The 21,110-nt window shown below is 72.3% G+C and carries 20 protein-coding genes; 11 read left to right on the forward strand and 9 right to left on the reverse strand.

All coding sequences use genetic code 11. The features are described from left to right. Positions 1-274: 274 nt before the first annotated feature. The 5 genes from ACFVVX_RS36960 to trxA all read left to right on the forward strand — a co-directional run bounded on the left by ACFVVX_RS36960 (position 275) and on the right by trxA (position 5,646). Positions 275-2,242, forward strand: coding sequence for a serine/threonine protein kinase (locus ACFVVX_RS36960; protein WP_387952449.1), 1,968 nt, complete (start codon positions 275-277; stop codon positions 2,240-2,242). A gap of 74 nt (positions 2,243-2,316) precedes the next feature. Beyond that, positions 2,317-3,072 carry an RNA polymerase sigma factor SigM gene (gene sigM / locus ACFVVX_RS36965; protein ID WP_387952477.1) on the forward strand — a complete coding sequence of 252 codons (756 nt, stop codon included), beginning with the start codon at positions 2,317-2,319 and terminating at the stop codon, positions 3,070-3,072. After that, positions 3,069-4,019, forward strand: a complete 951-nt coding sequence (locus tag ACFVVX_RS36970; protein ID WP_387952451.1) for a hypothetical protein — start codon at positions 3,069-3,071, stop codon at positions 4,017-4,019. Before sigM ends, ACFVVX_RS36970 begins: the two co-directional genes overlap by 4 nt. A gap of 194 nt (positions 4,020-4,213) precedes the next feature. Then, positions 4,214-5,182 carry a thioredoxin-disulfide reductase gene (gene trxB, locus ACFVVX_RS36975; protein WP_387952453.1) on the forward strand — a complete coding sequence of 323 codons (969 nt, stop codon included), beginning with the start codon at positions 4,214-4,216 and terminating at the stop codon, positions 5,180-5,182. A 137-nt stretch (positions 5,183-5,319) separates the two neighbouring features. Continuing rightward, on the forward strand, positions 5,320-5,646 hold the full coding sequence (gene trxA / locus ACFVVX_RS36980; RefSeq protein ID WP_387952454.1) for a thioredoxin: 327 nt from the start codon (positions 5,320-5,322) through the stop codon (positions 5,644-5,646). A 97-nt stretch (positions 5,647-5,743) separates the two neighbouring features. Here the strand turns inward: trxA and ACFVVX_RS36985 are convergent, their stop codons facing one another. The 9 genes from ACFVVX_RS36985 to rpmH form a co-directional block, all read right to left on the reverse strand. Further along, positions 5,744-6,361 (reverse strand): GNAT family N-acetyltransferase, encoded by a 618-nt coding sequence (locus ACFVVX_RS36985; RefSeq protein WP_387952456.1) that lies wholly within the window; start codon positions 6,359-6,361, stop codon positions 5,744-5,746. Between the two features lie 126 nt (positions 6,362-6,487). After that, positions 6,488-7,570, reverse strand: coding sequence for a ParB/RepB/Spo0J family partition protein (locus tag ACFVVX_RS36990; RefSeq protein WP_387952458.1), 1,083 nt, complete (start codon positions 7,568-7,570; stop codon positions 6,488-6,490). Continuing rightward, a complete protein-coding gene (locus ACFVVX_RS36995) occupies positions 7,567-8,610 on the reverse strand; it encodes a ParA family protein (RefSeq protein WP_387952479.1) in 1,044 nt (347 codons plus the stop codon). Before ACFVVX_RS36995 ends, ACFVVX_RS36990 begins: the two co-directional genes overlap by 4 nt. 256 nt (positions 8,611-8,866) lie before the next feature. Then, on the reverse strand, positions 8,867-9,703 hold the full coding sequence (gene rsmG / locus ACFVVX_RS37000; RefSeq protein WP_387952459.1) for a 16S rRNA (guanine(527)-N(7))-methyltransferase RsmG: 837 nt from the start codon (positions 9,701-9,703) through the stop codon (positions 8,867-8,869). Between the two features lie 190 nt (positions 9,704-9,893). After that, positions 9,894-10,424, reverse strand: a complete 531-nt coding sequence (locus ACFVVX_RS37005) for a protein jag (RefSeq protein WP_387952461.1) — start codon at positions 10,422-10,424, stop codon at positions 9,894-9,896. A gap of 90 nt (positions 10,425-10,514) precedes the next feature. Continuing rightward, positions 10,515-11,687 carry a membrane protein insertase YidC gene (gene yidC / locus ACFVVX_RS37010; RefSeq protein WP_387952463.1) on the reverse strand — a complete coding sequence of 391 codons (1,173 nt, stop codon included), beginning with the start codon at positions 11,685-11,687 and terminating at the stop codon, positions 10,515-10,517. Continuing rightward, on the reverse strand, positions 11,684-12,055 hold the full coding sequence (yidD, locus tag ACFVVX_RS37015; protein ID WP_387952464.1) for a membrane protein insertion efficiency factor YidD: 372 nt from the start codon (positions 12,053-12,055) through the stop codon (positions 11,684-11,686). Before yidD ends, yidC begins: the two co-directional genes overlap by 4 nt. Then, positions 12,052-12,480: a ribonuclease P protein component gene (gene rnpA / locus ACFVVX_RS37020; RefSeq protein ID WP_387952466.1), complete on the reverse strand. Its 429-nt coding sequence runs from the start codon at positions 12,478-12,480 to the stop codon at positions 12,052-12,054. The genes yidD and rnpA overlap by 4 nt, the downstream gene beginning before the upstream one ends. 19 nt (positions 12,481-12,499) lie before the next feature. After that, positions 12,500-12,637, reverse strand: a complete 138-nt coding sequence (rpmH, locus tag ACFVVX_RS37025; protein WP_148643823.1) for a 50S ribosomal protein L34 — start codon at positions 12,635-12,637, stop codon at positions 12,500-12,502. Positions 12,638-13,078: 441 nt separating this feature from the next. Between rpmH and dnaA the strand changes: the two genes are divergently transcribed. The 6 genes from dnaA to ACFVVX_RS37055 all read left to right on the forward strand — a co-directional run. Next, positions 13,079-14,923, forward strand: coding sequence for a chromosomal replication initiator protein DnaA (gene dnaA, locus ACFVVX_RS37030; protein WP_387952468.1), 1,845 nt, complete (start codon positions 13,079-13,081; stop codon positions 14,921-14,923). Between the two features lie 976 nt (positions 14,924-15,899). Beyond that, complete coding sequence (gene dnaN, locus ACFVVX_RS37035; protein WP_387952470.1) at positions 15,900-17,030, forward strand: DNA polymerase III subunit beta; 1,131 nt, start codon at positions 15,900-15,902, stop codon at positions 17,028-17,030. Positions 17,031-17,198: 168 nt separating this feature from the next. Beyond that, complete coding sequence (gene gnd / locus ACFVVX_RS37040; protein WP_387952472.1) at positions 17,199-18,074, forward strand: phosphogluconate dehydrogenase (NAD(+)-dependent, decarboxylating); 876 nt, start codon at positions 17,199-17,201, stop codon at positions 18,072-18,074. 48 nt (positions 18,075-18,122) lie between these two features. Further along, on the forward strand, positions 18,123-19,256 hold the full coding sequence (recF, locus tag ACFVVX_RS37045) for a DNA replication/repair protein RecF (protein WP_387952474.1): 1,134 nt from the start codon (positions 18,123-18,125) through the stop codon (positions 19,254-19,256). 191 nt (positions 19,257-19,447) lie between these two features. Next, positions 19,448-19,942 carry a DUF721 domain-containing protein gene (locus ACFVVX_RS37050; RefSeq protein WP_387952481.1) on the forward strand — a complete coding sequence of 165 codons (495 nt, stop codon included), beginning with the start codon at positions 19,448-19,450 and terminating at the stop codon, positions 19,940-19,942. 257 nt (positions 19,943-20,199) lie between these two features. Continuing rightward, the coding region (locus ACFVVX_RS37055) for an ATP-binding protein (RefSeq protein ID WP_387952476.1) at positions 20,200-21,110 on the forward strand (911 nt) is incomplete at its 3' end.

The following is a 21,110-nucleotide window of genomic DNA, read 5'->3' on the forward strand; positions in this document are numbered from 1 at the left end:
GGTTTCGGGGCCTACCCCCCGCGGGGGGTTTTCCCCGCGGGGGGGGGGGGGGCGGGGGGGCGGGCGGGGTGCGGGGTTTCGCTCCCGGATCCGGACGGCGGCCCAGTGCCGGATCTGCACCACATCTCTCCACCATCACGCAACCGCGAAGGCCTTTCAGCGGTCGTACCGGTGGAGAAGAGTGGGCACAATTGTCCTGGAGCGCAGGGCGGCCAACCTCTGCGCTCCAGCGACTCTCTCAGGCCGGGGCGACACAAGGGGAGGCAGGACCACGGTGGCTGATGGCACCAAGGCGGTCGTCGACACGTCAGCAGCTGGCGGTGCGGCGGACGAGGCCGCACTGGCCGCCGCGATCGACGAGCTCGCCGATGAGGCGGCCTCGGCGGCCGGGGGCACCGACCACGCCGTGAGCGACTCCGAGGCCTCCCCGAGCGGGGAGGAGACCTCGGAGATCACCGCGCCGCTCTCGGCCCGGGAGATCGCCGCCGAGCTGGCCGCCGGCGATGCCGCAGCGGCCCGGCGGCGGGCGGACGCGGCAGCGGCCGGGGCGGGAGCGGGCAAGACCGCCGGGCGCCCCCCGCAGGACCCGCAGCCCACCGTCGACACCCGCGACACCGGCACCCTGCCGCGCACCCTCCCCGCCCCGCTGCGGCACAGCGGCGACACCATCGGCAACCGGTACCGGCTGGAGGAGTGCATCTCCCAGGCCGAGACCTTCAGCAGCTGGCGGGCGGTCGACGAGAAGCTGCGCCGGGCCGTCGGCGTCCACCTGATGGCGGCCGGCCACCAGCGGGCCCGCGCCGTGCTGGCCGCCGCCAAGTCCGCCGCGCTGCTCAACGACCCGCGCTTCGTCCAGGTCCTGGACGCCGTCCAGGAGGGCGAGCTGGTCTACGTCGTCCGGGAGTGGCTGCCGCACGCCTCCGACCTCGCCAAGCTGCTCGCCACCGGCCCGATGGAGCCGCACGAGGCCTACCAGATGGTCCGCCAGGTCACCGACGCGGTCGCCGCCGCGCACCGGCGCGGCCAGGCCCATCTGCGGCTCACCCCGCGCTGCGTGCTGCGCACCGACAGCGGCCAGTACCGGATCAACGGCATCGCGGTCGACGCCGCCCTGCGCGGCCTGCCCGCCGGTGACGGCGACGCGGCCGGCGCCCGCGACGGCAAGGGCGCCACGGGCGGCACTGGCGGCAGCGAGGACGCCGAGCGCACCGACACCCGCGCCATCGGCGCCCTGCTGTACGCCGCGCTGACCCACCGCTGGCCGTTCCCCGAGGACCGCTACGACCTCCAGGGCCTGCCCAGAAGCCTCGGCGACGTCCCGCCCGACCAGGTCAGGGCCGGGGTCCACAAGGGCCTGTCGGAGCTGGCCGCCCGCGCCCTGTTCGACCACCCGCCGCACCACGCCGAGCCGATCACCACCCCCGAGCAGCTCGCCAAGGCCATCGCGCTGATGCCCCGCATCCGCCAGCCCGAGCCGGAGCTGCCCGCCTTCACCGCGCCGCCCCGGCACAACACCCACGCGCTGCCCACCGCGCCCAACCCGACCCGGGTGGTCGCCGCCCCCGGCACCGGCCCGGTCCCGATGGCCGCCCAGCCGGTCCGGCGCAGCCGGCGGCGGCTGCGCCGGGTGGTCAAGGCGACCGCCTGGACGGTCGCCCTCGGCGCGATCGGCGTCGGCTCCTGGCAGCTGGTCGACAGCCTGCGCAGCGGCGGGCCCACGGTGGCGGCCACCCAGCCGGCCGGCGGCACCAGCTCGGCCCCCGTGCAGGCGGCCGCGCACACCCCCGTGCCGGTCCCGGTCAAGGAGGCCCAGTCCTACGACCCGGTGGGCACCACTCCGCCGAGCACCTACCTGACCGACAAGGCCTTCGACGGGGACCCGAACTCCGTCTGGATCAGCTCCTGGTACCAGGACCCGTTCGGCCCGAAGCCGCTCCCCCGGGAGGGCACCGGCCTGCTGATCGACCTCGGCACGCCGCAGGCGGTCAGCTCGGTGAACGTCCAGTTCGCCGGCTCCACCACGGCAGAGCTCAGGGTTCCCGGCGCCCAGGCCGCCGGGAACCCGCAGAAGGCCCAGCCGGGCGCCTTCACCGTGGTCGACAAGGGCAGCGGCACCACCGTCGACTTCACCGCCCAGGCCCCGGTCACCACGCGCTACCTCTTGCTCTGGATGACCAGCCTGCCGAAGGATACGGACGGCAAGTTCCGCGGCCACGTCGCCGACGTCAAGGTCTTCGGCTGACCGCACCCACGCGGACGGCCCCGGCGCGGGGCGAAGGACGGCACAGGACGGCACAGGACGGGAGGGCGGTGGCAGTGACGGACGGCGCGGACCGGACGGACGACGACGCGGCCCTCCTCGCCCGGCACGTCGCCGGCGACCGGGACGCCTTCGGCCTGCTGGTGAACCGCCACCGGGACCGGCTCTGGGCGGTCGCCCTGCGCACCCTGGGCGACCGCGAGGAGGCCGCCGACGCCCTCCAGGACGCCCTGGTCTCCGCGTTCCGCTCCGCCCACACCTTCCAGGGCCGCTCGGCCGTCACCACCTGGCTGCACCGGATCGTGGTCAACGCCTGCCTGGACCGTGCCCGGCGCACCGCCACCCGCCGCACCAAGCCGCTGGACGACGACCCGCAGCGGCTGGACTCCCTGGTCGGCTCCGCCGAGCCGGCCGACAGCCCGGTGGTCCGCGCCGAGGTGCACCGGGAGGTGACCGCGGCGCTCGCCGAGCTCCCGGTCGAGCAGCGGGCCGCGCTCGTCCTGGTCGACATGCAGGGCTACCCCGTCGCCGAGGCCGCCGAGCTGCTCGGGGTGCCGGTCGGCACCGTGAAGAGCCGCTGCGCCCGCGGCCGCGCCCGGCTGCTGCCGCTGGTCCGCCACCTCCGCGAGGACGGCGGCGGCGCCGCGCCGGTCGCCGTTCCACGTGGAACGGCGACCACCCGGCAGGACGGCGGACCGGTCCGCGGCAGCGCCTCCGGGCCACCCGGGAACCCACCGGCCGCCCGCACCGTCACAGGGACAGGCCCGGACACCGGCCGACCGATCCTGGAAGGAGACGCGAGCACGCGATGACGGCCCCCCTCTCCTCCCCCGACCCCGCCGGACCGCACCCCTCCGTCGACGAGCTCGCCGACCTCGCCGAGGGACTGGTCGAATCGGCCGGGACCGCCGAGACGCTGCGGCGCCACCTCGCCGGCTGCGCCGAGTGCCGTGAGACGGCCGAGGCGCTCGCCGAGGTCCAGGCGCTGCTCGGTGACGCCGAGGCGCCGCCGATGCCCGCCGACGTCGCCGAGCGGCTCGACGCCGCGCTGGCCGCGGCCGCCGCCGGGGCCGACGCCGCCGAGGCCGTCGACAAGGCCGTACGCGGCCCCCAGGAGCCCTCCCGGTCGGGCCACCGGGGCCAGAGCCCGACCCGGCCGGCACACCCCGCCACGGCGGCCTCCGCGCCACCCGGACGCCCCACCGCGGGCACCGGGTTGACCGCCCCCGGCAGCACCGGGCCTGGCCGCCCGCGCCGGCGCCGGGCCCGGCTGCTGCTCGGCGCCGCGGCCGCACTGCTCGCGGTCGGCCTCGGCGGCGCCCTGCTGCTCCAGCCGGGCGACCGGCAGCCGTCGGACAGCACCGCGGCCCGCGCCGACGCCCCGGCCGCCACCTCCGTGCCCGTCCCCGGCACCCCGCCCCGGCCCGAGGCCGGCGGCGGGACGGCCTACCGCGAGGACGCCCTGGCCGGCCAGATCCAGCAGCTGCTCGCCCGGGGCACCGGCCCCGGCAGCCCGGGCGCCAAACCCTCCGCCGGACCGCCCGTCGACGGCGAACAGGGGATCCGCGGCCACGGCGCCACGGCCTGTCCGGCACCCGTCGACGGCACCCCGCTGGCCACCGACCTGGGCAGCTTCGCCGGCGCCCCGGCGGAGGTCCTGGTGTACGCCGTGCCCGGCCGGCCCGACCAGCTGGACGTCTACCTCCGCACGCCCGACTGCGGGCCGGTCCTGCTGCACCGCACCGTCCCGACCCGCTGAGCGGTGCATACGGTGATCAGCGCCCCGCGAACCGAACGATCCACGCCCGGCGAGACCCGACGCTCCCGGAGTTCGGGCACCTGGTACTGATTCGCCTGGGAATGCGGGAGACTGGTCAGTCGTTGTCCCGGGCGGCGGAGCAGGACCGCCCTCCCCGCACCTAGCGCGGGTCGCGATGCGAACCAGGAGATGCAGTGAGCGACGTCCGTAACGTGATCATCATCGGTTCCGGCCCGGCCGGCTACACGGCTGCGCTCTACACCGCCCGAGCCTCCCTCAAGCCGTTGGTCTTCGAGGGTGCCGTCACCGCGGGTGGCGCGCTGATGAACACCACCGAGGTCGAGAACTTCCCGGGCTTCCGGGACGGCATCATGGGCCCCGAGCTGATGGACAACATGCGGGCGCAGGCCGAGCGCTTCGGCGCCGAGCTGATCCCCGACGACATCGTCGCGGTCGACCTCACCGGTGACATCAAGACCGTCACCGACTCCGAGGGCAACGTCCACAGGGCCCGCGCCGTGATCGTCACCACCGGCTCGCAGCACCGCAAGCTGGGCCTGCCGAACGAGGACGCGCTGTCCGGGCGCGGTGTCTCCTGGTGCGCCACCTGCGACGGCTTCTTCTTCCGCGACCAGGACATCGCGGTGGTCGGCGGCGGCGACACCGCCCTGGAGGAGGCGACCTTCCTCTCGCGCTTCGCCCGCAGCGTCACGATCGTCCACCGCCGCGACAGCCTGCGCGCCTCCAAGGCGATGCAGGAGCGCGCCTTCGCCGACGAGAAGATCCGCTTCGAGTGGAACAGCGCCGTCGAGGCGATCCACGGCGACCCGAAGCTGACCGGCGTCACCCTGCGCGACACCGCGTCCGGCGAGCTGCGCGAGCTGCCCGTCACCGGCCTGTTCATCGCGATCGGCCACGACCCGCGCACCGAGCTCTTCAAGGGCCAGCTGGAGCTGGACGCCGAGGGCTATCTCAAGGTCGAGGCCCCCTCCACCCGCACCAACATCCCGGGTGTCTTCGGCGCCGGCGACGTCGTCGACCACACCTACCGCCAGGCCATCACCGCCTCCGGCACCGGCTGCGCGGCCGCGCTGGACGCCGAGCGCTACCTGGCCTCGCTGGCCGACCTGGAGGCCCAGGCCGCCGCGACCGTCGCGGTCTGATCCGCCCCACCGACCGATCCCCCCGCGGGGGTGTTCCACGTGAAACACCCCCGCGCCGGCCAGGCAGAAACAGAACGGGTCCGCCCGTTGTTCTCCTGGCAGCAGCCCTCTTTGCCGTTTGACCCTGAGGAGTCCCCGTGGCCGGCGCCACCACCACCGTCACCGACGCGACGTTCAAGGCCGAGGTCCTGGACAGCGAGAAGCCCGTACTGGTCGACTTCTGGGCCACCTGGTGCGGCCCGTGCCGCCAGGTCGCCCCGATCCTGGAAGAGATCGCGGCCGAGCACGCCGACAAGCTGACCATCGCCAAGCTGGATGTCGACAGCAACCAGCAGACGGCCGCCCAGTACAACGTGATCTCCATCCCGACCCTGATCGTCTACAAGGGCGGCGAGCCGGTGAAGTCCATCACCGGTGCCCGTCCGAAGGCCGCGCTGCTGCGCGAGCTGGCCGAGTTCATCTAGGTCCGGCCGACGACCGCGACGAAGGCGGCGCTCCCCCACCGGGGAGCGCCGCCTTCGTCGTTCACACCGGGCCCCGACCGGCCGAGCCCGCCCGGGCTCAGAACGGCCGCAGCGCCGGTTCCTTGCGCGCCCCGCCGAGCAGCCGCTCCAGCGCCACCTCCACGTCGCCCCGCCAGGAGAGCGTGGTCCTGGCCTCCAGGCGCAGCCTCGGGTAGCGGTGGTGCGGCCGTACCGTCTTGAAGCCCACCGCGAGCAGATGGTCGGCCGGCAGCACGCAGCTCGGCGACTCCCGTCCGACCGCACCGAAGGCCTCGATCGCCCGGACGCCCCGCCCCAGCAGATCCTTGGCCACCGTCTGCACCAGCACCCGGCCGAGCCCCTGCCGCTGGAAGCCCGGCACGACCCGGCTGATCATCAGCTGGACGGCGTCCGGCGAGACCGGGCTGGTCGGGAAGGACTGCGAGCGCGGGACGTAGGCGGGCGGGGCGTAGAGCACGAACCCGGCCGGGACGTCGTCCACGTAGACGATCCGGCCGCAGGATCCCCACTCCAGCAGCACCGCGGAGATCCAGCCCTCCTTCTCCAGCTCCGGCTTGCCCGACTCCACCGCCGCCCGCCCGCTGACCGGATCCAGCTCCCAGAACACACAGGAGCGACAGGTCGTCGGCAGGTCCGCGAGGTTGTCCAGCGTCAGCGGAGCGATTCGGCGTCCCATGTCCCGCACCTCCTCCTCCACTCCACGGTCGAGCATTCCCCCCGAATGCCGATGGGTGCATGTTCCACGTGAAACCCGGCTCACGTACAACATGCACCCATCGGCAGTGCCACTCCCCGGAGCGGCTCAGCTCTGCGACAGCCGCAGCCCGTCCTCGCCCGGGGCCAGGCTGTCCAGGATCCGGTTCAGGTCCTCCACCGAGCCGAACTCCAGGACGACCTTGCCCTTGCCGAGCTTGCCGCCGCGCTGCGAGACCTCGACCTTGACCCGGGTGTCGAAGCGGTCCGAGAGCCGGCTCGCCAGGTCGTTGAAGGCCGGGGAGAGCAGCTTGCCCGCCTTCGGACCGGCCGGGCGCTGCGGCTTCTCCTCGCTGTCGATCAGCCGGGCGATCTCCTCGGTGGTGCGCACCGAGAGGCCCTCCGCGACGATCCGCTTCGCCAGGTGCTCCTGCCGCTCCGCGTCCTGCACGCCCACCAGTGCCTTGGCGTGCCCGGCGGTCAGCACGCCCGCGGCGACCCGGCGCTGGACGGCCGGCGAGAGCTTCAGCAGCCGCAGGGTGTTGGTGACGTGCGGGCGCGAGCGGCCGATCCGGTCCGCCAGCTCGTCGTGCGTGCAGGAGAAGTCCCGCAGCAGCTGGTCGTAGGCGGCCGCCTCCTCCAGCGGGTTCAGCTCCGCCCGGTGCAGGTTCTCCAGGAGGGCGTCCAGCAGCAGCTTGTCGTCCTCGGTGGCCCGGACGATCGCCGGGATCTGCTCCAGCCCGGCCTCCCGGGAGGCCCGCCACCGGCGCTCGCCCATGATGAGCTCGAAGCGCTCGGGCGCGACCTGGCGCACCACCACCGGCTGGAGCAGGCCCACCTCCTTGATGGAGGCGACCAGCTCGGCCAGCTTGTCGGTGTCGAAGACCTCGCGCGGCTGGCGCGGGTTGGGGGTGATCGCGTCCAGCGGCAGCTCGGCGAAGAAGGCACCGACCACCTGGGCCGGCTCCGCCGCCCTCGTCTCCCGGTCGGTCTGCTCGCGCAGGCTCTCGGCGGCCGCCCGGGCCGCCACCGTGCCGCGGCCGGTCGGCACCGCCGGTACCGCCGGCTGCACCGCCCGGTCGGCCACTGCCACCGAGACCGCCGCGGGCGGTGCCGCCACCGCGCCGTCCTCCGGCGTCGCGGCCGGGATCAGCGCCTTGAGTCCTCGTCCGAGACCCCTGCGACCACTCACCGATTGCCCTCCGTCGTGCTGTGCTGTGCCATCGGGGCATCCTGCCCCGGCTCGCCGTCCCGCTGCTGGCCGCCGCGCTGCTGGCCCACCAGTGAACCACCGCTCCCGGCGGCCACCGCCCGCATCGCGAGCTCCCGGGCGGCCTCCAGGTAGGAGAGCGCCCCGGTGGAGCCGGGATCGTAGGTGAGCACCGTCTGACCGTAGCTGGGTGCCTCCGAGATGCGCACCGAGCGCGGGATCGCGGTCTGCAGCACCTCCTGCGGGAAGTGCGTCCGGACCTCCTCGGCCACCTGGGCGGCCAGCCTGGTCCGGGCGTCGTACATGGTGAGCAGGATGGTGGAGACGTGCAGCGTGGGGTTGAGGTGCGCCCGGACCAGCTCGACGTTGCGCAGCAGCTGGCCGAGGCCCTCCAGCGCGTAGTACTCGCACTGGATCGGGATCAGCACCTCCTGGCCCGCGACCAGGGCGTTGACCGTGAGCAGGCCCAGCGAGGGCGGGCAGTCGATCAGGATGTAGTCCAGCGGCTGCTCGTACGCGGCGATGGCGCGCTGGAGCCGGCCCTCCCGGGCCACCAGCGAGACCAGCTCGATCTCCGCGCCGGCCAGGTCGATGGTGGCGGGGACGCAGAACAGCCCCTCGACGTCGACCACCGGCTGCACCACGTCGGCCAGCGGCTTGCCCTCCACCAGGACCTCGTAGATCGAGGGCACCTCGGCGTGGTGGTCGATGCCGAGGGCGGTGGAGGCATTGCCCTGCGGGTCGAGGTCCACCACCAGGACCCGCAGTCCGTGCATGGCGAGCGAGGCGGCCATGTTGACGGTGGTGGTGGTCTTGCCCACCCCGCCCTTCTGGTTGGCCACCACGATCACGCGGGTGGCGGCGGGCCGGGGAAGCCCCTCCCCCGCCCGTCCGATCGCCTGGACCGCAGCCTGGGCAGCACGCGCGATGGGCGTGTCATCGATCTGGTCGATGGTCTCCGAGTCCTGCATGGGGGTCAGTGTTTCACGTGAAACCGGAGCGGCAACAGTCGCCGCCCGGATGAGACCGAGCCCGCGGCGAAGCCGCTTGTCGAGACCGTCTGAAAGCAGGGAGCGACGTTTCACGTGAAACACCATGCCCGCTATGTCGGAAATCTGACGGTGCGACACTCCGATGGGCGGCAGTCCCCCTGATGGCCGTCCGGATGTCACCCGGGCGCCGCAGCAGCGGCGCGGGCGGGCGGACCGCAGAGCGGGCGGGCGGACAACAGAGCGGGCGGGCGGCTCGAGGACCACCCGCCCGCTCTCCCGGCCTCGCTCAGCGCCCGCGGCGCCGACCGCCCCGGGCACGCTCACCACTGCGCACGGCGGCCCCGGCGTTGCGCCCGGCCCGGGCCGCCTTGGCCCGCCTGGTCGCCGCCTTCACCCCGCCCGGACTCTCCCCCGCCTTGACCTGGACCACCCGGGTCGAGGTTTCCAGGGTGCCCTCGCCCACCGAGATCACCGTCCACTCGACGGCGCCCAGCTTGGTCAGCCCGGCCCGCGAGTCCGCCAGCTCCTGCTCGGCGCTGTCGCCCTTGAGCGCCAGCATCTGGCCGTGCGGGCGGAGCAGCGGCATGCCCCAGCCGGCCAGCCGGTCCAGCGGCGCGACCGCGCGGGCCGTCACCACGTCCACCGCGATCTTGCCGACCATCTCCTCGGCGCGGCCGCGCAGCACGGTGACGTTCTCCAGCTGCAGCTCGCGGACCACCTCCTCCAGGAAGGTGGTCCGGCGCAGCAGCGGCTCCAGCAGGGTCACCGACACGTCGGGTCGGGCCAGGGCCACCGGGATGCCCGGCAGGCCGGCGCCGGAGCCGACGTCGCACATGGTCGACCCGGGCGGCAGCAGCTCGGCGAGCACGGCGCAGTTCAGGACGTGGCGGTCCCAGAGCCGCGGCACCTCACGGGGACCGATCAGGCCGCGCTGGACTCCCGCCGTGGCCAGCAGCTCGGTGTAGCGGACGGCGGCGTCGTAGCGCTCGCCGAATACCTCCCTGGCCACGGCCGGCGCCTCGGCCAGCCCTTCGGCGGCCGCACCCTCGACAGCCGGACCGTCCGCGGCCGGGTTGGCGGCACCCGTCCCGGGCTCGCCCGCAGCCGTGCTCTCCGTGTCCATCTCAGCCTCTCCGCTCCCCGGATCCACCGACCCGTGCTTCGCACCGTTTCACGTGAAACATCCCTCGCCGGGCCGCGGCCCCGCAGAGGGACAACGACCCCGCCCGCACAAGGCGGACGGGGTCTCAGTCGCCAACCGGTCGTTCCGACGCCCCCGGCCGTGTGGGGCCGGGCGCCGGTGCCACCTGCTGTCAGGCCGGCAGCACGACCACGAACCGCTGGGGCTCTTCGCCCTCCGACTCACTGCGCAGACCCGCCGCGGCCACCGCGTCGTGGACGACCTTGCGCTCGAACGGGGTCATCGGCCGCAGCTTGACCTGCTCGCCCGTGCTCTTCACCTGGTCCGCGGCCTGGGCACCGAGCGTGGCCAGCTCCGAACGCTTGCGGGCCCGGAAGCCGGCAATGTCCAGCATGAGGCGGCTGCGCTCGCCGGTCTCCCGGTGGACAGCCAACCGGGTCAGCTCCTGCAGTGCCTCCAGCACCTCGCCGTCCTGGCCGACCAGGCGCTGCAGCGCGCGGTCGTTGCCGTCGCTGACGATGGAGACCAGGGCGCGGTCGCCCTCCACGTCCATGTCGATGTCACCGTCGAGGTCGGCGATGTCGAGCAGACCCTCCAGGTAGTCCGCCGCGATGTCGCCCTCCTGCTCCAGGCGGGAGATGAGGCTGTCGTCGGCGCTGGCGGCGACCTCGGCCTCGACGGCGGAGGTGGTGCCTTCCGTCACTGATGGACTCCTTCGGAGATGGGCCCGGGTGGTGGGCCGGAAACGAGGATCGGGGGCCGCCCGGTCGCTCCGGGGGCGGGGCCGGTCGGGTCAGGACTTCTTCTTCGGCCGCTGGCCGCCCTGCCCGCCACGCTTCGGCTGCTGCCGGGTACCCGGCCGGGTGGTGCCGGGCTTGGTGCCACCCGGCTTGCCCGTGCCCTGCTTGGCCGCGGTCGGCTTGGCGTCGCCGGACTCCGCCGGGGCGGCGTCCACGGGCTCCTCGGCCTGCTCCGGGGCGTCCTTGGTCAGGCTGGCCGTCTGGGTGCCACCGGTGTGCTGGCGCTGGGACTTGGTCTGCTTGCGCGGCTGCTGGCGGCGGACCTGCACCGACTCCTCTACGACGGCCTCGGCGGAGGCGGCCGACTTCTTCGGGGGGAGCAGGCCGAACATGGCGCCCTTGATCACGGTGCCGTCCGGGTTGATCCGGCCGGCCTTCTTCAGCCGCACCTGGCGCTCGTCCCACGCCTTGCTGCCCGGCGTCGGGTTGTTGCGGATGACGATCAGCTGCTGGCCCATCGACCAGACGTTGGTGGTCAGCCAGTAGACGAGGACACCGACGGGGAAGTTGATGCCCATCACGGCGAACATGATCGGGAAGACGTACATCAGCATCTTCTGCTGCTGCATGAACGGCGTCTTGACCGAGAGGTCGACGTTCTTGGTCATCAGCTGGCGCTGGGTGACGAACTGCGACAGCGACATCAGGATGATCATCACGGCCGTGACGATCTTGACGCTGATCTCGGTGCTGCCGAGGAAGGTCGCCGACAGCGGGGCGCCGAAGATGTGCGCCTGGCCTGCGCTGGTCAGCAGGTCACCGTGGATGACGCCGATCGGCTCGCTCTTCGCGACCTTGGCGAGCACACCGTAGAGGGCGGTGAAGAACGGCGCCTGCACGAGGATGGGAAGGCAGCTGGAGAACGGGTTGGTACCCGCCTCCTTGTACAGCTTCATCATCTCTTCGGACTGGCGCTGCTTGTCGTTCTTGTAGCGCTCCTGGATGGCCTTCATCTTCGGCTGGATCGCCTGCATGGCCCGGGTCGCCTTGATCTGCTTCACGAAGAGCGGGATCAGGCAGATCCGGATCACGACCACCATCGAGGCGATGGCCAGACCCCAGGCCCAGCCACCGTCCGGGTCGAAGACGTGGCTGTACAGCGAGTGGAACTGGACGATGATCCAGGACACCGCTGTGTACAGGGGGTTCAGGAAGGAGAAGGTCACCGGTCAGGCTCCTTGGACATTGGGATTGGCCGCACAGGGCCAATGGTCGCCGGGCCCTCGGGGTCCGGACCGGCGGGGGGCGTGGTCACCGGCTGACCGGCGGCGGACCTGCGGCTCAGCAGATCGCGCAGCCGGCGGTGCCACACCGGATGCTTGCGCGGCGGGACATGGTCCACCCCGCCGGGAGTCCACGGATTGCAGCGCAGGATGCGCCACACGGTCAGGCCGCCGCCCTTGACCGCCCCGTGCACCTTCACGGCCTCGAAGCCGTAGTGCGAGCAGGAGGGGTAATAACGGCAGACCGGACCGAGCAGTGGGCTGATGGTCCACTGGTAGACCCGGATCAGACCCATCAGCAGGTACTTCATCGCCCTGCTCCTGTCGGCGCCGCGGCGGCGGGCTCCGCCTTCAGCAGCCGCTTCAGCGCCGCGTCAAGATCGCGTTCAAGATCCTGGTACGAGGCGGACGCGGCCTGGGGCAGCGCACGCACCACTATCAGGCTACCGGCGGGCAGCCTGGAGAGACGATCACGGACGAGATGGCGCAGGCGCCGCTTCACCAGGTTGCGGACGACCGCCGGACCGACGGCCTTGCTCACGACGAAACCCGCACGCGCCGAAGGAGTCCCCTCGGCGACGTGCGGGCGGGAGTCGCTGGTCCGGTCGGCCTGCCCCGTCGGGTCCCCGTCTCTACTGAGATGGACGACCAGAAGGGGCCGGCCGGCCCGACGACCGCGTTTCACCGCGGTCGCGAAGTCCTGGCGCCGCCGCAGCCGGTTTTCGGAGGGCAGCACAACAGACTCTTGGCGCGGATCAGGCGGAGATGGCGCTGCGGCCCTTGCCACGGCGGGCGGCCAGGATGGCGCGGCCGGCGCGGGTACGCATACGCAGCCGGAAGCCGTGGGTCTTCGCGCGGCGACGGTTGTTCGGCTGGAAGGTGCGCTTGCTCACTCGGGGGCTCCTGAGGTGAATCGTAGGATGACGGGTGATCGCTTGGCCGTCACCGTGCGTCCGCGTGATCTCCCCTGATACGGAAATCCGGCCCATCACCCCAGTTCGGCTGGGGTTCAGGCAATCCACGGCGCCCGTGCTGCGCGCCTTATGGAGCGGGCGGACCCGCGGACATGCGGCAGCGGCCATCGACAACTCGACCTGGTTACGGTACGCGGGACGGGGCACGAGGGTCAAACCAGCCGTTCACACCCGGGTGCCGGAGCGGCGCATCCCCCGCCCTTCGCCCACAGCCTGTGGACAACGACTTGATCCGGCTCTGTTCGCTGACTACCGTTGCAGGACTTGTCTGGTTTGTTCTTCATCAACGGACCACAGATCCACAGTCTCTTGATCCACCACCCCTGCTGGAGCCGCGGGGAACCGAGAAAGCGTGCACCAGTGGCTGATGTCAACAGCGACCTTGTCCCGGTCTGGGCACGGGTCGTCGAGCGGCTGGTCAACGACCCGGACGTCGGGGAGATGGACAAGCAGTGGGTGCAGCGCACCCAGCCGATGTGGATGATGCACGACACCGCCCTGCTGGCGACGCCCAACGAGCGGGCCAAGCAGGTCCTGGAGGGCCGGCTGCTGCCGCAGCTCACCGAGGCCCTCAGCCGCGAGCTCAGCCGCCCGGTGCGGATCGCCGTGATGGTCGACGCCAACGCGGTGCCGACCACCCCCGCGCCCGCCGCACCCGCCGAGCCGTACCCGGGGGGCGAGGACACCGGCGAGTACGACGAGCCCGCGTACGAGCGCCCCTACGAGCAGGACTACGAGCGCGGCCGGTACGACACCGGCGGCTACGAGCAGCGCCCGGCCCCCTACGGTCCGCCCGGCGGGGCACCGGCCTGGCCGGGCGGCGAGAGCTCCCCCGCCTGGGAGGGCCGCCACGGCTACGCCGAGCAGGGCCCGTCCTACCCCGACCCGTCCCCCGTCTACCGGGAGCACGAGGAGCCCGGGCGCCACCCGCAGCGGCCCCTGCCCGGGCCGCCCGCGACCACCCAGGGCGACCTGTTCGGCGGCGCCTACGGCCCCGGGCCGAACGAGCAGCCCCGGACCGGCCCCGGCCGCCGCTCCCCCGCCGCCCGACCGGCCCCCGGCCGCCCCGCGGACAAGTCCGCCGGGGAGCGCGCGCCGGAGCGCCCGGGTGTGCCCGGGGTGCCCCCGCCGCCCGGCGCCCCTCCGGCCGGCGGCTCCCGCAAGGACGAGCCGGCCGCGCGGCTGAACCCCAAGTACCTCTTCGACACCTTCGTCATCGGCGCGAGCAACCGCTTCGCGCACGCGGCGGCGGTGGCCGTCGCCGAGGCCCCGGCCAAGGCGTACAACCCGCTCTTCATCTACGGCGAGTCCGGGCTGGGCAAGACCCACCTGCTGCACGCCATCGGGCACTACTCGCGCAGCCTCTTCCCGGGGACCCGGGTGCGGTACGTGTCCTCGGAGGAGTTCACCAACGAGTTCATCAACTCGATCCGGGACGGCAAGGCGGACGCGTTCCGCAAGCGCTACCGGGACATGGACATCCTGCTCGTGGACGACGTGCAGTTCCTGGCGAGCAAGGAGTCCACGCAGGAGGAGTTCTTCCACACCTTCAACACCCTGCACAACGCCAACAAGCAGATCGTGCTGTCCTCCGACCGGCCGCCCAAGCAGCTGATCACGCTGGAGGACCGGCTGCGCAACCGCTTCGAGTGGGGTCTGATCACCGACGTCACCCCGCCGGAGCTGGAGACCCGGATCGCGATCCTGCGCAAGAAGGCGATCCAGGAGCAACTGAACGCCCCGGCCGACGTGTTGGAGTTCATCGCATCCCGGATCACCCGCAACATCCGGGAGTTGGAGGGCGCCCTGATCCGGGTCACCGCCTTCGCCAACCTCAACCGGGCGCCGGTGGACCTGGAGTTGGCCGGCATCGTCCTCAAGGACCTGATCCCGGGCGGGGACGAGGACGCCGGGCCGGAGATCACCGCGCAGGTCATCATGCAGCAGACGGCCGCCTACTTCGGGCTGGGCGTCGACGACCTCTGCGGATCCTCGCGCAGCCGCGTGCTGGTGACGGCCCGTCAGATCGCCATGTACCTCTGCCGGGAGCTGACCGACCTCTCGCTGCCGAAGATCGGCGCCCAGTTCGGCGGCCGCGACCACACCACGGTGATGCACGCGGACCGCAAGATCCGCTCGCTGATGGCCGAGCGCCGCTCGATCTACAACCAGGTCACCGAGCTGACCAACCGCATCAAGAGCTGACCCGCCAGGGGCCGTTGGGGGCGGGCACGCCGTGCACCGCCGCCGACCGGCACCGGGCCGGCGAAAAGGGCGTCAGGAGCGATCCTGGCGCCCTTTTCGCGCATCCACAGGTGTGTACCGCCGGTCCGCTGGGCATGGATGTCGGTGACGGACGCTCCGCCAGTGCACAGCCCGCGCCGAACATCTGACCAGGGATTCGAACTCCCCGGGTGCGCAGGGCCGAAATCCACAGGTGAGCGGGGTTCTCGACCGTCCACAGGCCGGGGAGCTGCGAGTTATCCAGAATTCCTCCACAGGCTGCCCACCGCTACGCTCTTCCGCGCAGGTCAGGTGCCTGTGGACTTGTGCACAACGGTTATCCACAGGGTGTGGACAATTGTTGGGCCGTCAGAGGGCCATCCGGGTTATCCACCGGTTGTCCCCAGGGCAGGGGCGGTTATCCCCAGGTTGTCCACAGTCGCGTCCACAGTTCGACAACTTTGGGCGGGCGTTCATGCCCTGGTGTGAAAGGCGTCACGCGATGTTGACCGGAGCCCGTGGATAACCGTGGCAGGATCTGGGGACAGCGCTGGGGATAACCTGTGGATACTCAGGGTGTCCTGTGGGTAACGCTCCGCCGTCCACAGCGGGCCGTGTCCGTCCACAGTCCCCGTCCACACCTCCTGTGGACAAAAAACCGGGTCTGACCTGCGCAAACAGGGTTATCCACGGTTTCCACAGGCCCTACTACTACCACTACACCTATAGACCAATCGACTCGTTCAAAAGCAGGTGGGGTCGAAATCTGTGGACAACGGATCCCCGACATCTGTTCGGCTTGCTTCCGCCCGTCTGCCCCGTCTGTCGGTGGAGTACGTCAGACTGTCCTCGGCGACTGGAAGCGGAGTGGCAGAGCTCGGCGGCCAGCCGCACCGACGATCAAGATCAGACGAACCAGACAGCGAGCGGGAGCGCTCGATCCAGGAGGCGGTTACCGGTGAAGTTCCGGGTGGAGCGTGACGTCCTCGCGGAGGCGGTGGCCTGGGCTGCCCGCAGCCTCCCGGCACGGCCGCCGGTGCCGGTGCTGGCAGGCCTGCTGCTGACCGCACAGGACGGCAGCCTGGCGCTGTCCGGCTTCGACTACGAGGTCTCGGCCCGGGTCGAGCTGGAGGCCGACATCGAGGAGGCCGGCACCGTGCTGGTGTCCGGCCGGCTGCTGAACGACATCTCGCGCAACCTGCCCAACCGGCCGGTGGAGATCTCCACCGACGGCCAGCGGGTCAGCGTGGTCTGCGGCAGTTCCCGGTTCACCCTCCCCACCCTCCCGGTGGACGAGTACCCGGCGCTGCCCCAGATGCCCACCGCCACCGGCACCGTCCCGGGCGACGTCTTCGCCTCGGCGGTCAGCCAGGCCGCGGTGGCCGCAGGCCGTGACGACACGCTGCCGGTGCTCACCGGTGTGCGGGTCGAGATCGAGGGCGACCGGATCACCCTGGCCGCCACCGACCGCTACCGCTTCGCCGTCCGCGAGCTGCTGTGGAAGCCCGAGCAGTCGGACATCTCCGCGGTCGCCCTGGTGCCCGCGAAGACCCTGCAGGACATCGCCAAGTCCCTGGGCAGCGGCGACAGCGTCTCGATCGCGCTCTCCTCGGGCGGTGCGGGCGAGGGCCTGATCGGCTTCGAGGGCGCCGGCCGCCGGACCACGACCCGCCTGCTGGAGGGCGAGTTCCCGAAGTTCCGCAGCCTCTTCCCGACGGAGTTCAACGCCATCGCGGCGATCCAGACCCAGCCCTTCCTGGAGGCGCTCAAGCGCGTCTCGCTGGTCGCCGAGCGCAACACCCCGGTCCGGCTGAACTTCGAGGAGGGCGTGCTCACCCTGGAGGCCGGTTCGGGCGACGACGCCCAGGCCACCGAGCGGGTCGACGCCTCCCTGGAGGGCGACGCCATCTCGATCGCCTTCAACCCGGGCTACCTGGAGGAGGGCCTCAAGGCCATCGACTCCGCCTACGCCCAGCTGAGCTTCACCACGCCGACCAAGCCGGCCCTGCTCAGCGGCAAGCCCTCGGTGGACGCCGAGGCGGACGAGGCCTACCAGTACCTGATCATGCCGGTCCGCCTCTCCGGCTGAGCCGCCCGCTCACGCGCGACGTTCACCCACAGGCTGTGCACACCGCCTGTGGAAGGCCTCCCCCGGTCGGCCCGACCGCGGGGAGGCCCTTCCGTTCAGCGCGTAGGCTCGGCACTGCGCGGCAACGGCGCCGCCGGCAGGCATGTCACCACAGGTAAGGACTTGGTCATGGAGCTCGGCCTCATCGGTCTCGGCAAGATGGGCGGCAACATGCGCGAGCGGATCCGCCGCGCCGGCCACACCGTCATCGGCTACGACCGCAACCCGGACATCTCGGACGTCGAGAGCCTGCAGGAGCTCGTCACCAAGCTCCAGGGCCCGCGCGTGGTCTGGGTCATGGTCCCCGCCGGGGCCGCCACCCAGGCGACGGTGGACGAGCTCGCCGAGCTGCTCTCCCCCGGCGACGTGGTGGTCGACGGCGGAAACTCCCGCTGGACCGACGACATCAAGCACGCCGAGTCGCTGGCCGCCAAGGGCATCGGCTTCGTCGACTGCGGCGTCTCCGGCGGCGTCTGGGGCCTGGAGAACGGCTACGCGCTGATGTACGGCGGCGACGCCGAGCACGTGGCCAAGGCCCAGCCGGTCTTCGACGCACTGAAGCCCGAGGGCGACTTCGGCGCGGTGCACGCGGGCGCGGTCGGCGCCGGCCACTTCGCCAAGATGGTCCACAACGGCATCGAGTACGCGATGATGCAGGCCTTCGCCGAGGGCTGGGAGCTGCTGGAGGCGGCCCCCGAGGTCACCGACGTGCGCGAGGTCTTCCGCAGCTGGCAGGAGGGCACGGTCATCCGCTCCTGGCTGCTCGACCTGGCCGTCCGCGCCCTGGACGACGACGAGCACCTGGCCAAGCTCAAGGGCTGGGCCGCCGACTCGGGCGAGGGCCGCTGGACGGTCGAGGCCGCGATCGACCACGCCGTGCCGCTGCCCGCGATCACCGCCTCGCTCTTCGCCCGCTTCGCCTCCCGCCAGGAGGACTCGCCGCAGATGAAGATGATCGCCGCGCTGCGCAACCAGTTCGGCGGCCACGCGGTCGAGTCGAAGTAGTCCGACCCCCGCAGGGATATCCACAGAAGGCGAGCGCAGTCCACAGCCATGCACGTCGCGCATCTGTCGCTCGCCGACTTCCGGTCCTACGCCCGGGTCGAGGTGCCCCTCGACCCGGGCGTGACGGCCTTCGTCGGGCCCAACGGCCAGGGCAAGACCAACCTGGTCGAGGCGATCGGCTACATCGCCACCCTGGGCAGCCACCGGGTGGCCACCGACGCCCCGCTGATCCGGCTCGGCGCGGAGCGGGCCGTGGTGCGCGCCTCCGTGGTGGCCGGGACCAGGAGCACCCTGGTCGAACTGGAGATCACCCCGGGCAAGGCCAACCGGGCGCGGATCAACCGCTCGGACAACGTCCGCCCGCGCGATGTGCTCGGGGTGCTGCGCACCGTGCTGTTCGCCCCCGAGGACCTCAGCCTGGTCAAGGGCGATCCGGGTGAGCGCCGGCGCTTCCTGGACGAGCTGCTGACCGCCCGCGCCCCGCGGCTGGCCGGCGTCCGGCAGGACTACGAGCGGGTCCTCAAGCAGCGCAACGCCCTGCTGAAGACCGCGGCGATGGCCCGCCGGGCCGGTGGCGGCAAGGGCGCCGACCTCTCCACGCTGGAGGTCTGGGACGGCCATCTGGCCAGGGCCGGAGCCGAGTTGACCGCCTTTCGGATCCAGCTGGTGGCCGCCCTGCAGCCACTGGTGGCGGCCGCGTACGGGCAGCTCGCACCGGCCGGCGGCGAGACCGTGCTGGAGTACCGCAGCTCCTTCGAGGGCGAACTGCCGACCAGTCGGGAGCAGGCCGAGGAGCAGCTGCTGCAGGCGCTGCAGTCGGCCCGCAAGCAGGAGGTCGAGCGCGGGCTGACGCTGGTCGGTCCGCACCGCGACGAGCTGCAGCTCAGGCTGGGCCCGCTGCCCGCCAAGGGCTACGCCAGCCACGGTGAGTCCTGGTCGTTCGCGCTGGCTCTGAGGCTGGCCTCGTACGAGCTGCTGCGCGCCGACGGCGGCGAGCCGGTGCTGATCCTGGACGACGTGTTCGCCGAGCTGGACGCCGCCCGCCGGGACCGGCTGGCGGAGCTGGTCGCGGACGGCGAGCAGGTGCTGGTCACCGCGGCGGTCGCCGAGGACGTGCCCAAGGCGCTGGCCGGGGCCCGCTACACGGTCGCGGACGGCGCCGTGCAGCGGGTCGACGCCTGACCGCGGCCGCGCCGCGCGCGGTCCCCCCGCTCCCGTACGCTGGACGGCTCACCGGCGCGCGTTCGCGTCCGTTGTCCACAGGCTGGGGAAAGGAGATCGCCGTGAGCGATCCGGCGGAGCACTCCCCGAAGCCGGGCACCGGGCAGTCCGGGGCCGGGCAGCCGGGTGCGGGGGAGCCGGGCGGCGGGGAGCTGACCGGGGCCGATCTGGCCCGCTCGGCGCTGCGGGCGGCCCGGGCGCAGGCCCGCCAGCGCGGTGAGCAGGTCCGGGAGAAGCGCGAGGCGAAGCGGACCGGACTGCGCAGCGGTGCGCGTTCGGACGGCCGGGATCCGGTGCCGCTGGGGGCGGCGCTGAACCGGCTGCTGACCGAGCGGGGCTGGGAGTCCTCGGCGGCGGTCGGCGGGGTGATGGGCCGTTGGGGGCAGATCGTCGGCCCGGACATCGCGGCGCACTGCGAGCCCAAGTCCTACGACGACGAGGCCGCGGTGCTCACCGTGCAGTGCGACTCCACCGCCTGGGCGACTCAACTTCGCTGGCTGGCGCGGCAGTTGGTGGCCCGTCTGAACCACGAGCTGGGGCACGGCACGGTCAAGACGATCAAGGTCCTCGGCCCGGCCGCACCCGCCCGCGGCTACGGGCGGCTGCGCGCGCCGGGGAGCAAGGGGCCGGGCGACACCTGGGGGTGAGCCGGGCCGGCCGGGCCGGGAGCGGACCCGGAGCCTCCGGAACCCCTGACGGCCCTTCCAGGCGGTCTGGGCCCCCGGGGCGAGTATCGGGACATGTGCAGAGGGGATTCAGGGCGGCGTATCTGCCCTCAGAGGCTGCCAAACGCCCATCTATGTCAGTCGTACCGGTAGACTGAAGGCCAAACACTGTTGCTAGTGGCAACCGAGTCGAAACGCTGTGGTCGCACGCCCGCCCGCACGGGGTGGGGATGCGGCCCGTGCTGTGCCAGAGAGGGCGCTTCGTGGCCGATTCCGGCAACCCCAGCCAGACCCCAGACCAGACCGACCAGGCGAGCGAGAGCACCTACACCGGAAGCAACATCCAGGTGCTGGAAGGCCTCGACGCCGTCCGCAAGCGCCCCGGCATGTACATCGGCTCGACCGGTGAGCGTGGCCTGCACCACCTGGTGCAGGAGGTCGTGGACAACTCCGTCGACGAGGCGATGGCCGGGTACGCCGACACCATCGACGTCACGCTCCTCGCCGACGGCGCGGTCCGCGTGGTCGACAACGGCCGAGGCATCCCGGTCGACATCGTCCCCGGCCAGGAGAAGCCGGCCGTCGAGGTCGTGCTCACCGTCCTGCACGCGGGCGGCAAGTTCGGCGGTGGCGGCTACGCGGTCTCCGGCGGTCTGCACGGCGTCGGCGTCTCCGTGGTGAACGCCCTCTCCACCCGTCTCGCGGTCGAGATCCACCGGGACGGCCACCGCTGGACCCAGGACTACAAGATGGGCGCGCCGACGGCGGCCCTGGTCAAGGGCGAGGCCACCGACCGCAACGGCACCACCGTCACCTTCTGGGCCGACCCGGACATCTTCGAGACCACGGTCTACTCGTTCGAGACGCTCTCCCGGCGCTTCCAGGAGATGGCGTTCCTCAACAAGGGCCTCTCCATCGCGCTGACCGACGAGCGCCCGGAGCACGCGGACGAGGACGGCAAGCCGCTCTCCGTCACGTACAAGTACGACGGCGGCATCGCGGACTTCGTCACCCACCTCAACTCCCGCAAGGGCGAGGTGATCCACCCCTCGGTTATCGACTTCGAGGCGGAGGACAAGGACAAGGCGATCTCCGTCGAGGTCGCGATGCAGTGGAACTCCTCCTACACCGAGGGGGTCTACAGCTTTGC

Origin of the sequence: Kitasatospora sp. NPDC058170, from assembly GCF_042883905.1 — a bacterium.
Classification (GTDB): Bacteria; Actinomycetota; Actinomycetes; order Streptomycetales; family Streptomycetaceae; genus Kitasatospora.